The sequence below is a fragment of the Streptomyces sp. NPDC048278 genome (assembly GCF_040652195.1).
Taxonomy (GTDB): domain Bacteria; phylum Actinomycetota; class Actinomycetes; order Streptomycetales; family Streptomycetaceae; genus Streptomyces.
Window position 1 is genome coordinate 172,640 of the sequence record NZ_JBEZLP010000001.1, and the last position, 12,047, is coordinate 184,686.

At 73.1% G+C, this 12,047-nt stretch carries 14 protein-coding genes and 1 pseudogene; 8 read left to right on the forward strand and 7 right to left on the reverse strand.

From position 1 onward, the window contains the following. Nucleotides 1-28: 28 nt before the first annotated feature. From AB0D74_RS00810 to AB0D74_RS00825, 4 genes and pseudogenes are all read left to right on the forward strand, one after another. A complete protein-coding gene (locus AB0D74_RS00810; protein WP_362578641.1) occupies nucleotides 29-598 on the forward strand; it encodes a TetR/AcrR family transcriptional regulator in 570 nt (189 codons plus the stop codon). 5 nt (nucleotides 599-603) lie between these two features. Beyond that, a complete protein-coding gene (locus AB0D74_RS00815) occupies nucleotides 604-993 on the forward strand; it encodes a cupin domain-containing protein (RefSeq protein WP_362578644.1) in 390 nt (129 codons plus the stop codon). A 15-nt stretch (nucleotides 994-1,008) separates the two neighbouring features. Next, complete coding sequence (locus AB0D74_RS00820; RefSeq protein WP_362578647.1) at nucleotides 1,009-1,593, forward strand: DUF4865 family protein; 585 nt, start codon at nucleotides 1,009-1,011, stop codon at nucleotides 1,591-1,593. Beyond that, nucleotides 1,590-1,743 (forward strand): annotated as a pseudogene (locus AB0D74_RS00825) (phosphotriesterase); the annotation flags it as partial. The gene AB0D74_RS00820 and the pseudogene AB0D74_RS00825, both read left to right, overlap by 4 nt. Nucleotides 1,744-1,768: 25 nt before the next feature. Here AB0D74_RS00825 and AB0D74_RS00830 read toward each other — a convergent pair. Both AB0D74_RS00830 and AB0D74_RS00835 read right to left on the reverse strand, forming a co-directional pair. Beyond that, a complete protein-coding gene (locus tag AB0D74_RS00830; RefSeq protein ID WP_362578650.1) occupies nucleotides 1,769-3,004 on the reverse strand; it encodes an ROK family protein in 1,236 nt (411 codons plus the stop codon). A 112-nt stretch (nucleotides 3,005-3,116) separates the two neighbouring features. Further along, on the reverse strand, nucleotides 3,117-3,782 hold the full coding sequence (locus tag AB0D74_RS00835) for an alpha-ketoglutarate-dependent dioxygenase AlkB (RefSeq protein ID WP_362578653.1): 666 nt from the start codon (nucleotides 3,780-3,782) through the stop codon (nucleotides 3,117-3,119). Between the two features lie 67 nt (nucleotides 3,783-3,849). On the opposite strand from AB0D74_RS00835, the gene AB0D74_RS00840 reads away from it, so the two are divergent. After that, complete coding sequence (locus tag AB0D74_RS00840; RefSeq protein WP_362578656.1) at nucleotides 3,850-4,980, forward strand: methyltransferase; 1,131 nt, start codon at nucleotides 3,850-3,852, stop codon at nucleotides 4,978-4,980. Here the strand turns inward: AB0D74_RS00840 and AB0D74_RS00845 are convergent. Together AB0D74_RS00845 and AB0D74_RS00850 are read right to left on the reverse strand one after the other, a co-directional pair. Then, nucleotides 4,967-5,833: a class II fructose-bisphosphate aldolase gene (locus AB0D74_RS00845; protein ID WP_362578659.1), complete on the reverse strand. Its 867-nt coding sequence runs from the start codon at nucleotides 5,831-5,833 to the stop codon at nucleotides 4,967-4,969. The genes AB0D74_RS00840 and AB0D74_RS00845 overlap by 14 nt on opposite strands. 2 nt (nucleotides 5,834-5,835) lie before the next feature. Continuing rightward, nucleotides 5,836-6,729: an SIS domain-containing protein gene (locus AB0D74_RS00850; protein ID WP_362578662.1), complete on the reverse strand. Its 894-nt coding sequence runs from the start codon at nucleotides 6,727-6,729 to the stop codon at nucleotides 5,836-5,838. 133 nt (nucleotides 6,730-6,862) lie between these two features. Between AB0D74_RS00850 and AB0D74_RS00855 the strand changes: the two genes are divergently transcribed. Next, complete coding sequence (locus tag AB0D74_RS00855) at nucleotides 6,863-7,642, forward strand: DeoR/GlpR family DNA-binding transcription regulator (protein WP_362578665.1); 780 nt, start codon at nucleotides 6,863-6,865, stop codon at nucleotides 7,640-7,642. A 36-nt stretch (nucleotides 7,643-7,678) separates the two neighbouring features. On the opposite strand, the gene AB0D74_RS00860 is transcribed toward AB0D74_RS00855, so the two are convergent. The 3 genes from AB0D74_RS00860 to AB0D74_RS00870 all read right to left on the reverse strand — a co-directional run bounded on the left by AB0D74_RS00860 (nucleotide 7,679) and on the right by AB0D74_RS00870 (nucleotide 9,882). After that, nucleotides 7,679-8,074 (reverse strand): luciferase family protein, encoded by a 396-nt coding sequence (locus AB0D74_RS00860; RefSeq protein WP_362578668.1) that lies wholly within the window; start codon nucleotides 8,072-8,074, stop codon nucleotides 7,679-7,681. A 204-nt stretch (nucleotides 8,075-8,278) separates the two neighbouring features. Next, nucleotides 8,279-9,208 (reverse strand): carbohydrate kinase family protein, encoded by a 930-nt coding sequence (locus tag AB0D74_RS00865; RefSeq protein WP_362578671.1) that lies wholly within the window; start codon nucleotides 9,206-9,208, stop codon nucleotides 8,279-8,281. After that, nucleotides 9,205-9,882, reverse strand: a complete 678-nt coding sequence (locus AB0D74_RS00870; protein WP_362578674.1) for a class II aldolase/adducin family protein — start codon at nucleotides 9,880-9,882, stop codon at nucleotides 9,205-9,207. The genes AB0D74_RS00865 and AB0D74_RS00870 overlap by 4 nt, the downstream gene beginning before the upstream one ends. A gap of 58 nt (nucleotides 9,883-9,940) precedes the next feature. Between AB0D74_RS00870 and AB0D74_RS00875 the strand changes: the two genes are divergently transcribed. Next, nucleotides 9,941-10,606 carry a TetR/AcrR family transcriptional regulator gene (locus tag AB0D74_RS00875; RefSeq protein ID WP_362578677.1) on the forward strand — a complete coding sequence of 222 codons (666 nt, stop codon included), beginning with the start codon at nucleotides 9,941-9,943 and terminating at the stop codon, nucleotides 10,604-10,606. Nucleotides 10,607-10,838: 232 nt separating this feature from the next. Further along, on the forward strand, nucleotides 10,839-12,005 hold the full coding sequence (locus AB0D74_RS00880) for an MFS transporter (protein WP_362578680.1): 1,167 nt from the start codon (nucleotides 10,839-10,841) through the stop codon (nucleotides 12,003-12,005). The last annotated feature ends 42 nt before the right edge of the window (nucleotides 12,006-12,047 follow it).

Consider the following 12,047-nt stretch of genomic DNA (forward strand, 5'->3'; position numbering starts at 1 on the left):
GAGGGACTGGCCTTCTGTAACTACTAGTATGTACAGTCGTTGGGTGAGCACGTCGGAGCGGTTGATCGAGTCCACCCGCGAACTGCTGTGGGAGCGCGGCTACGTCGGCACGAGCCCCAAGGCGATCCTGGAGCGCGCGGGCGCCGGCCAGGGCAGCATGTACCACCACTTCAAGGGCAAGCCGGACCTGGCGCTGGCCGCGATCCGGCGGACCGCCGACGAGCTGCTGGCCACCGCCGAGGCCGTGCTCACCGGACCGGGCACCCCGTACGAGCGGATCGAGGCGTATCTGCGGCGCGAGCGTGATGTGCTGCGCGGCTGCCCGATCGGCCGGCTGACCATGGACCCGGACATCGTCGCGAGCGACGAACTGCGCGCGCCGGTCGACGAGACGCTCGACCGGATCCGGGAGCTGATCGCCGGGATCGTCGAAGAGGGCAGGGAACAGGGGCAGTTCGGGCCCCGGCTGGACGGCGAGGAGATCGCCGCCACCGTCCTCGCGACCGTGCAGGGCGGCTACGTCCTCGCCCGTGCCTCCGGTTCGCCTGCCGCGTTCGACGCCGGGGTGCGCGGACTGCTGTCCCTACTGAGGAGTTGACGTACGTGCACATCACGAGAGAACGCCCGGACACCCGGCAGGGCCCGGCGGAGCACTTCACCGGCACGGTGTGGCTGGACGAGCTGGCGGCGCCCGCCGCCCCGTCCCGACTGCGGATGTTCAGCGTCCACTTCGCTCCGGGTGCCCACACCGCCTGGCACCGGCATCCGCACGGCCAGGTCCTGCACGTCACGGAGGGCGAGGGGCTGGTGCAGCGCAGGGGCGGCGAGCCGGAGGCGATCCGCGCGGGCGACACGGTGTGGATCGAGCCGGGCGAATGGCACTGGCACGGCGCCGGGCCACGCACCTTCATGACGCATCTCGCGGTCGTGGAGGCCGCCGAGGACGGCACGACCGCCGAGTGGCACGAGCACGTGACCGACTACCCGGGCTGAGGAGCGACCAGCGCGATGCACGCGATGCAGTACGAGTTCACCCTGCCCGCGGACTACGACATGGGCGTCATCCGCTCCCGCGTCGCGCGCGTCGGGCACCTGCTGGACGGCTGGGACGGCCTCGGTGTCAAGTCCTACCTCATGCGCGAGCGGGGACACCACGGCTCGCCGGTCAACCAGTACGGGCCGTTCTACCTCTGGAACACCGTGCAGGGCATGAACGCCTTCCTCTGGGGAGGCGCCTTCCAGGGCCCTGTCGACGACTTCGGGCGACCGCGCGTACGGCAGTGGACGGGCCTCGCCTTCGAGGAGGGCACCGCCACCGGCCGCCCCGCCGCGTTCGCCGTCCGGCGCCGCCAACGGGTGCCGGACGGTGTGGAGTTGGCCGCCTTCATGGCCGGGGCGGCGGACGAGACCGGGCGGCTGGCGGCCGAGGACGGTGCCGTGCTGGCGGCAGCCGCCGTGGACACGCATACCTGGGAGCTGGTCCATTTCTCGCTCTGGACGCACGACACGCCCAAGGCCGAGGGCGACGTCTTCCAGGTACTGCACCTGTCCGCGCCGGGACGCGATGCGCTGCCACGCGGGCGGCAGTGGTGAGCGGTGTCCGTACGGTCCTCGGCGGCATCCGGCCCGCGGACCCGGGCGTCCGCGACGCGCACGACCACCGCTTCCGGCGGGACGGCCGTCGTCCGGTGGACGCCCTACGGCATAAAACGGCGGTCCGCCGACCTGCCCCTGCCGTCCCGGCCCGGGCCTTCGCTGTGGCGGGCCGTCAGCGAAGTGCGCCGAGCGGGTCGTCCAGAACCGGCTGCCAGGCCAACTCGGCTGCTCCCACGAGGCTGTTGTGGCTGAGTGTGCACGGCAGGATCGGTACGCTGCCGCTCTGGCCCCAGAGGCTGCGGTCGGCGACGACGGCGCGGAGCCGTTCCGGGTCGGCGTCCAGCAGGGTGCGGTGCAGGCCGCCGAGGATGATGCGGTCGGGGTTGAGGATGTTGACCAGTCCCGCCAGACCCTGGCCGAGGCGGTCGATCAGGGCCTCGGTGGCCCTGCGGACGGTCGGGTCGGCGTAGTGGTCGCGGATCAGGTCCTCGGCCTGCCGCAGCAGGGACACCTCGGGGCCGGGCTCGCGGCCCGCCTCGATCAGCAGCGCCAGCGGATCGGCCTCCACGTCCAGGCAGCCCCGGCTGCCGCAGTGGCAGGGGCGGCCCTCGGGGTTCACGGCGAGGTGGCCGACCTCCAGGGCCAGGCCCGAACTCCCCGTGTGCAGGCGGCCGTCCAGGACGAGGGCGCCGCCGACACCCCGGTGCCCGGTGGCCACGCACAGCAGGTCCCGGGCGCCCCGGCCGGCACCGTGCCGGTGCTCGGCGAGCGCGGCCAGGTTGACGTCGTTGCCCGCGAACGCCGGGCCGGTGATCCCGGCCGCGCGCACGCACTCCGCGAAGATCCGGCGTACGGGCGCCCCCACCGGCCAGGCCAGGTGAAGGGGGTTGAGGGCCAGGCCCTCCGGTTCGGCGACGGCGGACGGCACGGCGAGTCCGGCGCCGACGCAGTGCAGTCCGGTGGTGCGCAGCAGGTCGGCGCCCGCCTCGACCACCGAGCCGAGCACCTTCGCCGGGTCGGCGTCGACGGCCTCGCAGCCGGGCGCGGTCGCGACGATGCGACCGCCCAGGCCGACCAGTGCCGCGCGGAAACCGTCGGCGTGGACCTGCGCGGCGAGCGCGACGGGGCCGTTCTCGGCGACCTCCAGCCGGTGCGAGGGGCGGCCCTGCGACCCGGCGGCGGCGCCCGGGTGGGCGTCGACCCTGATCAGGCCGAGCGCCTCCAGTTCGGCGGCGACGGCGCCGGCCGTGGCCCGGGTGACGCCGAGTTCCGCGGTGAGCACCGCGCGGGTGGGGGCGCGGCCGGTGTGCACGAGTTCCAGGGCGGGGCCGAGTGCGCCGCGTCCTCGGTCCAACCGGGGTTTCGAGGTTCCGTTCCCCGTCGGGTCGGGGGCCACCTTTCCGCTCATGGGAAGGAGTCTGCCATGATCCGTAGCGGAGAACGGTGGCGGTGCGTTCTGGCTGGTCGCGCCCACGCGGCGGAGCTGCGAATCAATACAGCCCCGCGCCCCTGAGGGGCGCTCAACTGAAGGCACCTCCAAAGCCGCTCACCCTCAGCGTGACGTTGAGCCGGCCGGTCAGGCCCAGCTCCGCCGGTGCCGTGCCCGGGTACACCTTCGGCACCCCGTGGTAGGCGAGCCGCGCCTCTCCCCCGAACACGAACAGGTCCCCCGACCGCAGCTCCACGTCCGTGTAGGGCTTCGTCCGTGTCTCCGGGTTGCCGAAGCGGAACACGCACGTGTCCCCGAGGCTCAGCGACACCACCGGTGCGTCCGACTTCTCGTCGGCGTCGCGGTGCATGCCCATGCGGGCGTCCGCGTCGTAGAAGTTGATCAGTGCGATGTCGTACGACAATCCGCCGACCGCCTCCGGCCCCAGGGCGTCGGTCGCCGCGCGACGGCCCAGTTCGCCGAGCCACGCCGGGAACGGCTTCACGGGGCTGCCGTCGCCGTCGACGACCGTGCGGGCGTAGGCGTACGGGTACCAGTGCCAGCCCAGGCAGACCTGGCGGGCGGTCATCGTGCCGCCGCCGGGGGTGCGTACCGTGCGCAGGCCCGCCGGGGGCCGGGCCCAGTCGCGGCAGGCGGCGAGCAGCGCGCGCTGCCGGTCCGGGTCCAGCCAGTCGGGGACGTGCACGGCGCCCGGTGCGATGCGGGCGCGCGCCCTCGGGAACAGTTCGTCCTCCATGCCCCCATCCTGCCCGACCGGGCCTGAGCTGGGGTTCCGCTAGCCTGGACGCACGATGAGCGACCGTATGACGACTGCCTGGGGCGAGTTCGAGCTGTCCCGCTTCCCGGAGGATCCGCGCGACCGGCTGCGTGCCTGGGACGCCTCCGACGCGTACCTGCTGCGGTATCTCGACCAGGAGCGGACCGGGTTGTCCGGCACGGTCGTGGTGCTCGGCGACCGCTGGGGAGCGCTGGTCACCGCGCTGGCGGAGCACCGGCCGGTGCAGATCACCGACTCGTACCTGAGCCAGGAGGCGACCCGCGTGAACCTGGCGCGCGCGGGCGTAGAGCCGGGCGCGGTGCAGTTGCTGACCACCCAGGATCCGCCGCCGGAGCGGGTGGACGTGCTGCTGGTGCGGGTGCCGAAGAGCCTGGCGCTCCTCGAGGACCAGCTGCTGCGGCTGGCGCCCGCCGTGCACGCGGGCACGGTCGTGATCGGCACCGGCATGGTCAAGGAGATCCACACGTCGACGCTCCGGTTGTTCGAGCGGATCCTCGGGCCGACCCGGACCTCGCTCGCCGAGCAGAAGGCCCGGCTGATCCACTGCACGCCGGATCCGTCGCTGGAGCGCCCGGAGAACCCGTGGCCGTACAGCTACGCGCTGCCCGACGGCATCGGCGCGGCCTCCGGGCGTACGGTCGTCAACCACGCGGGCGTCTTCTGCGCCGACCGGCTCGACATCGGGACACGGTTCTTCCTGGCGCATCTGCCGGAGGGGGGCCGGCGGATCGTGGACCTGGGGTGCGGGAACGGGGTCGTGGGTACGGCGGTGGCGCTGGCCGACCCCACGGCCGAGGTGCTGTTCGTGGACGAGTCGTTCCAGGCGGTCGCCTCGGCGGAGGCCACCTACAAGGCCAACGGGGTACCCGGGCATGCCGAGTTCCGGGTCGGCGACGGGCTGGCCGGGGTCGCCGCCGGGAGCGTGGACGTGGTGCTGAACAACCCGCCGTTCCACTCCCACCAGGCGACCACCGACGCGACGGCGTGGCGGATGTTCAGCGGGGCGAAGCAGGCGCTGCGCCCAGGCGGCGAGCTGTGGGTGATCGGCAACCGGCACCTGGGCTACCACACGACGCTGCGCCGCCTGTTCGGCAACAGCCGACTGGTCGCGAGCGACCCGAAGTTCGTCGTGCTGAAGGCGGTCAAGCGCGGGTGATCCCGGCGGCCAGTACGCCGATGATCCTGGTCACCTCCCGGGCCATCGCCTCCCGGCCGGCACCGAGGTACGGGCGGGAGTCGACGGCCTCGGGATGGTCCGCGAGGTAGCGGCGGACGGTCGTGGTCATCGCCATGTTGAGCGCGGTGCCGACGTTGACCTTGGCGATTCCGGCGGCGACCGCGGCGACCAGGCCCTCGTCCGGGACGCCGGAGGAGCCGTGCAGGACGAGCGGGACCGGCACGGCGGCCGAGAGCCGCTTGAGCAGGTCGTGGTCGAGGGCGGCGGTCCGGGTGGTCATGGCGTGGACGCTGCCGATCGCCACGGCCAGCGCGTCGACACCGGTGCCGGCGACGAAGTCCCGCGCCTCGGCCGGGTCGGTACGCGCCCCGGGTGCGTGCGCGTCCAGCGCCGGCCTGCCGTCCTTCCCGCCGACCTCGCCCAACTCCGCCTCGATCCACAGGCCTTGGGTGTGCGCCCAGTCGACGGCCGCCGCGGTCGCGGTGAGGTTCTCGGCGTACGGCAGCCGGGACGCGTCGTACATCACCGAACTGAATCCGGCGCCCGGGGCCTGGCGCAGCAGGTCGTCGCTGCGGACGTGGTCGAGGTGCAACGCGACGGGCACGTCGGCGCGTTCGGCGGCTGCGGTGGCGGCGCGGGCCAGCGGGAGGAGCCGTCCGTGGCGGAATGTGACCGCGTTCTCGCTGACTTGGAGGACGACGGGTCGGCCGGCCGCCTCGGCACCGGCGACGACGGCTTCCACGTGTTCCAGGGTGATGACGTTGAACGCGGCTACGGCGGACCGGACTTCGGCGGCCCGGGCCAGCAGGGTGCCGGTGGCTGCGAGGGGCACGCTCACTCCCCGCCGGTCGGAGTGAGGATCACCGAGCGGGTGAGGTGGCGCGGCCGGTCGGGGTCGAGGCCCCGGGCGACGGCCACGGCGACGGCGAGACGCTGGGCCCGGACGAGTTCGGCGAGCGGGTCGAGGGTGCCCTGGATCCACAACCCTCCGGTGGCGCCGACCTGTTCGGCGAGTCCGGCGGGGGCCGGGCCGAACATCCAGGTGGCCGTCGTGCTGGTGGTGATGCTGATCGGGCCGTGCCGGTACTCCGTCGCCGGGTACGCCTCGGTCCAGGACAGCGAGGCCTCGCGCATCTTGAGCCCGGCCTCGCTCGCGAGTCCGACGGTCCAGCCGCGGCCGAGGAAGGTGAACTGGGTGCACTCGGCCAGTCCCGGCGGCAGCGGGGCCGCCAGTGCGGTACGGGCGTCGGCGACCACGGTGTCGGTGTGCAGGCCGAGGTGGGCGCGGAGCAGGGTGAACGCGCTGGTGGCGAACCGGGTCTGGACGACGGAGCGTTCGTCGGCGAAGTCCAGGACGACGAGGTCGTCGGCGGCCCGGGCCACGGGCGTGCCGGGGTCGGCGGTTATCGCGGCGGTGCGCGCCCGTCCCTTCAACTCGCCCAGCAGGTCCAGTACTTCGGTGGTGGTGCCGGACCGGGTCAGGGCCAGTACCCGGTCGTAGGACCGCCCGTGCGGGAACTCCGAGGCGGCGAAGGCGTCCGTCTCGCCGAGTCCGGCGGACTCGCGCAGGACGGCCGCGGCCTGGGCCATGAAGTACGAGGTGCCGCAGCCGACGATCGCGACCCGCTCGCCCGGGGTGGGGAGCGCGTGCGCGTGGCGGGCGGCCTCGGTGGCGGCTTGCGTCCAGCACTCGGGCTGGCTGTTCAGCTCTTCGGTGGTATGTGACATACCACTACCCCTCCCCTGGATGGACCACGTGATTGTTCTTGCAAGATAGAGCCATCTTTCAATCTCAATCAAGCATTCCCTCGAAGGCCGGGTGCGCTAAGGTCGCCGGAAGATCGATGAACGGAGGCGGCGGATGTCGCGCGACGCCCGCTGGAAGGCGCTGCTCGAGTTGCTGGTCGAGCGCGGTCGCCTCGATGTCGAGGAGGTGGCGGCCGAGCTGGCGGTCTCCGCGGCCACCATCCGCCGGGATCTCGACCAGCTGGCCGAGCAGCAGATGCTGGTGCGCACCCGGGGCGGTGCGGTGGTGCACGGGGTGTCGTACGAGCTGCCGCTGCGCTACAAGACGGCCCGGCAGGCCTCGGAGAAGCAGCGGATCGCCAAGGCGGTGGCGGACCTGGTCGCGCCGGGCGAGGCGGTGGGGCTGACGGGCGGTACGACCACCACGGAGGTGGCCCGCGCCCTGGCCGTGCGGGGCGACCTGGCCACCGGGACGCCGGCGCTGACGGTCGTCACGAACGCGCTCAACATCGCGAACGAGCTCGCGGTGCGGCCCCAGTTCAAGATCGTGGTGACGGGCGGGGTGGCCCGCCCGCAGTCGTACGAGCTCGTCGGGCCGCTCGCGGACGGGGTGCTGGGGCAGATCACCCTCGATGTGGCGGTGCTCGGGGTGGTCGGCTTCGACGTCGTCCACGGGGCCGCGGCGCACGACGAGGCGGAGGCCGCGGTCAACCGGCTGCTGTGCGAGCGTGCGGCCCGCGTGGTCGTCGCGGCCGACTCCAGCAAGCTGGGCGGGCGGGCGTTCGCCCGGATCTGCGCGGCGGAACGGGTGGACACCCTGGTGACGGACACGGCGGCGGCGCCGGAGACGGTGCGCCGGTTCGAGGAGGCGGGGATCAGAGTCCTGGCCGTGTGAGTACGACGCGGCACGGCCCTGTGACCCGGCTCGCTGTCACATCCCGCTGGTGTCCGCGCTGACGAATCCCGCGCCCCGCTGGTCGTTGCAGCCGAACACCGGCCGGTCGGCCGGGTCGGGCCAGCTCTGCTGGGCCTGGAGGGCGACGCTCACCAGGGTCAGCAGCAGGTCGACGTCGCTCGCGGCGTCGAGTCGTATGGTCACCCACTGCGAGCCCGGGACGATCCGGATCGCCCCCGTGCTCCTGAGGTCCTTGGCGAAGTGCCGGATGGCATGGGTGGTGAGACGCAGGTCCACATCGCGGTCGGAGTGGAAGTGCGCGATCTCGCCCTGCGCCGAACTCACGGCCTGCCCCAGGCCGCAGCTCGGTACGGCCTCGGTCAGGTCGGGCCAGGTCGCCAGTTGCGCCAGAGCGCGCGAGGCCAACGTCATGGGCCCATCATGGCCCGCTCACTCTCCGGTAACCAACCAGCGAGCAGTTATTAACCGAGCTGTTGCCGGACTCTGTCCGAACACGGACGCCCGGGACGAGTGAATATCCGCAGGATTTCAGTGGTTCGAGGGACGGAAGGTACCTCTCGGGCGTCCGGGACGACCGTGTCCGACGTCACGTTCTGCGCGCGCCTGACACCTGCGCTACACCCGCCTGGCACCCGTCGCCGCGAACGCGTCGGCGGCGGTGAGGTCGAAGTCACCGTGGTCGCTGCCGAGTCCCTGGGCGACCAGGGCCGCCACGGCGTTGCCGAGGACGGCGGCGTCGCGCGGGGCGCGGCCCAGGCCGACGCCGTAGACGAATCCGGCCGAGAAGGCGTCGCCGCAGCCGGTGGTGTCCACGACGTCGATCTCGAAGGCGGGCACCGGCTCGGCGCCCTCGGCGGTGACCAGCAGCGCGCCGTCGCCGCCCTGCGTGACCGCGACCAGCCCGGCGCCGGCGCCGACCAGCTTCTTCGCGCCCGCCAGCAGGTCGTCCTCGCCGGAGAAGCCCCGCACCTGGTCGTCGTTGGGGAGGAGATGGTCGACGTACGGCAGGGCGGCGGCGATCTGCTCGAAGCTGCCGAGGACGCCGGGCGCGAGCAGGTCCACGGAGGTCGTCACGTCGTGCTCCTTGGCGAAGTGCAGGATGCGCGCTGCGACGTCGACGCCGATCAACTCCGGGCCGCCGAGGTGGAGATGGTCGGCTTCGGCGAGGGCGTCCCAGGGCACGTCGTCGACGCCGTAGGTGATGTTGGCGCCGAGCAGGTGCAGGGAGGGCCGGTCGCCGTTGGGTCGGATGGGCAGCACGCTCGCCGAGGTGGCGGTGTCGGTCCGGCGGACGAGGAACCCGGTGTCGATCCCGGCTCTGCCGAGCAGCTGCACCAGCATGTCGCCCGTCGCGTCGGCGCCGACGGCCCCGGCGCTGAGCACGGTGGCGCCGAGCTTGGCGAGGCTCAGCGCGGTCCCGCCGGCGGTACCGGCCGCGGTCATCCTGATGTCCTCGACCAGGGTGGCGCCCTGCCCCTCGGGTATCGCGTCCACCGGCCTGACCAGCACGTCCAGCACGTGCACGCCCATCGTGACGACTCTCATGGCTTGCCTTCCTGCAGGGTTCGGGTGGTGCCGTAGTTCCGGGCGATCGCGGCCTCGATCACCGCGAGTTGCTGCTCCTCGTCCAGGACGCGGGGTGTGCCGAGGGCCGCCGCGTGCTGGTAGACACCGCAGGCCCATTCGAGCAACAGGGCGTTCTCGACGGCCTTGTCGAGGGTCGGGCCGACGGTGACCGAGCCGTGGTTGGCCATCAGCGCGGCGCTGCGGCCGTCGAGCGCGGCGAGCACCGACGCGGCGAGTTCCGGGGTGCCGAAGGTGGCGTACGGCGCCACCCGCACGGTGCCACCGAGGGCGAGCAACTGGTAGTGGATGCAGGGCAGTTCGTCGATGACACAGGAGAGGGCGGTGGCCATGGGCGCGTGGGTGTGGACGACCGCGCCGGCGCCGTAGCGGCGGTAGACCCCGAGGTGCAGGTCGAGTTCGGAGGTCGGCTGCAAAGTCCCGGCGACGATCTGGCCGTCCAGGTCGACCACCGTCACCTGGCCCGCGGTGAGTTGGGCGAGCACCGCGCCGGTCGCGGTGACCGCGACCCGGTCCCCCACCCGGACGCTGACGTTTCCCGCCGTACCGACGAGCAGGCCCGCCGCTCCCAGGCGGCGGCAGACGTCCGCCACCGCGGCCCGTTCCTGAACCAGCGCGGAGCTTGAGTCCGTCATGGCCGCGACGGTAACGTAAACGTGAAACAAAGTCACGTTCATGTTCAGGGGTGGTTGTGTGAGCGGGCCGACCGCCGAGGAGACCGGCGCGGTGCTCCGCCGTACTCCCCAACAGGCCCGCAGCAGGGCCAGGTTGGCGCGGGTGCTCAAGGCGGCCGAGCGCGTTCTGGTCGCGGAGGGCGTGCCGGCCCTGACCACCACCCGGGTCGCGGCGGAGGCCGGGGTCTCGGTCGGCTCGCTGTACCAGTACCTGCCCGACCGGGACGCGATCATCGACGCTCTGGCCGCTACGTACTTCGCCCAGCTCGAAGCCGTGATGGAGGAGTTCGTGCACAGCGCGGCGACCGAGCGCTGGTCCGACCCGGTCGGCGTGCTGATCGACACCTACGCCGGGCTCTACCGCACCGAACACGGCTTCCGGGCCCTGTGGTTCGGCAGCGGCCTGACCGACCGGACCCGGGAGGCGGACCGGGAGCACAAGCGGCGGATGGCCGACGGGGTGCGCCGGGTCCTGCTCGCACTCGGCATCGCCGGTGACACCGAGGGGCTCGGCCCCGCCTGCCATGCCGCCGTCCTCACCGCCGACGCGCTCGCCCAGGAGGCCTTCCGCCGCGACGCCGAGGGCGACGCCGCCCTCCTCGACGAGGCGAAGGTGATGCTGCGCGGCTACCTCGCGGCCGTCGCCGGAAGGCCGGGGCACCGGGCCGGGGACGACGAGTCATGACGCCCGGGTTCACCGGGGTCGGCCGTGCTCCAGGATCCGCCGGCCATGGAGTGATCTGATCGTGGCCGGTGGCGCGCGGCTCGTGCCGTCGCCGCGGTGCCGGCCGTACCGGCCGCATCGCGCTGCGGCGCGGTGCGGGCGGGGACGTCCGGAGAACGCCCTTGTCCCAGCCCCGGCCCTCACCTAGCCTGAGTTTGTGCCGCTAATAAACAAAACCCGGACGCACAACGTCGTGCCCGGCAACGACCTCACCCGACTCCGTGTCGCCCTGACCGTCTTCTTCGCCATGGACGGCTTCGTCTTCGCCGGATGGGTCGTCCGCATCCCGGCCGTCAAGGAGCAGACCGGCGCCTCGGCCAGTGCCCTGGGGCTCGCCCTGCTCGGCGTCTCGGCCGGGGCCGTGATCACGATGATGTTCACCGGACGGCTGTGCCGCCGTTACGGCTCCCACCCGGTGACCGTCGTCTGCGCCGTCCTGCTCTCCCTCAGCGTCGCCCTGCCCCCGCTCACCCACTCGGTCCCGGCCCTCGGCGCCGTACTGCTGGTGTTCGGCAGTGCCTACGGTGGCATCAACGTCGCGTTCAACAGTGCGGCGGTCGACCTGGTCCGAGCCCTCCGGCGCCCGATCATGCCCAGTTTCCACGCCGCCTACAGCCTGGGCGGCATGCTGGGCTCCGGTCTGGGCTCGCTGATCGCCGGCGTGCTCACCCCCACGCAGCACCTGCTCTGCCTCACCGGCGTCGGCCTGCTGGTCACCCTCCTCGCGGGCCGCACCCTGCTGCGCACTCCCCCGCCGGCCACACCCGCGGACGACGCACCGCAGAGCGCGTCCGCACCACGCCGCCTGGCACCCCGCACCCGGCTGCTCGTCGTCACCTTCGGTCTGATCGCCCTGTGCACGGCCTACGGCGAGGGGGCCATGGCCGACTGGAGCGCCCTGCACCTGGAGCAGGACCTGGGTGCCGCACCCGGCGCGGCGGCCATCGGCTACTCCTGTTTCGCCCTCGCCATGACCGTCGGCCGGCTCAGCGGGACGAAGCTGCTGGAGATCCTGGGCCAGACCCGCACCCTGGTCATCGGCGGCACGACCGCCGCGGCCGGCATGCTGCTCGGCGCGCTCGCCCCGGCCCTGTGGGCGGCCCTGCTCGGCTTCGCGATCGCCGGCCTCGGCCTCGCCAACCTCTTCCCCGTCGCCGTCGAACGCGCCGGCCGGCTGGCCGGCCCCGAGGGCGTCGCCATCGCCTCCACCTTCGGCTACGGCGGCATGCTCCTCGGACCGCCCGCCATCGGCTTCATGGCGGACTGGCTCTCCCTGCCCACCGCCCTCACCACCGTCGCCGCCCTGGCGGCCACCGCCGCGGCCATCGCACTCCTGACCCGGCGCACGGCGGGGCACTGACCGAGGCCACCGCCCGCCCCGCGAACGCCGGGGATCGCCCCC

Excerpts from the sequence above, each read along its gene's own strand:
- AB0D74_RS00865 (WP_362578671.1), bottom strand. The coding sequence starts at position 9,208 with ATGAGAGTCGTCACGATGGGCGTGCACGTGCTGGACGTGCTGGTCAGG.
- AB0D74_RS00835 (WP_362578653.1), bottom strand. The coding sequence starts at position 3,782 with ATGGAGGACGAACTGTTCCCGAGGGCGCGCGCCCGCATCGCACCGGGC.
- AB0D74_RS00870 (WP_362578674.1), bottom strand. The coding sequence starts at position 9,882 with ATGACGGACTCAAGCTCCGCGCTGGTTCAGGAACGGGCCGCGGTGGCG.
- AB0D74_RS00855 (WP_362578665.1), top strand. The coding sequence starts at position 6,863 with ATGTCGCGCGACGCCCGCTGGAAGGCGCTGCTCGAGTTGCTGGTCGAG.
- AB0D74_RS00810 (WP_362578641.1), top strand. The coding sequence starts at position 29 with ATGTACAGTCGTTGGGTGAGCACGTCGGAGCGGTTGATCGAGTCCACC.
- AB0D74_RS00850 (WP_362578662.1), bottom strand. The coding sequence starts at position 6,729 with ATGTCACATACCACCGAAGAGCTGAACAGCCAGCCCGAGTGCTGGACG.
- AB0D74_RS00820 (WP_362578647.1), top strand. The coding sequence starts at position 1,009 with ATGCACGCGATGCAGTACGAGTTCACCCTGCCCGCGGACTACGACATG.
- AB0D74_RS00860 (WP_362578668.1), bottom strand. The coding sequence starts at position 8,074 with ATGACGTTGGCCTCGCGCGCTCTGGCGCAACTGGCGACCTGGCCCGAC.
- AB0D74_RS00840 (WP_362578656.1), top strand. The coding sequence starts at position 3,850 with ATGACGACTGCCTGGGGCGAGTTCGAGCTGTCCCGCTTCCCGGAGGAT.
- AB0D74_RS00830 (WP_362578650.1), bottom strand. The coding sequence starts at position 3,004 with ATGAGCGGAAAGGTGGCCCCCGACCCGACGGGGAACGGAACCTCGAAA.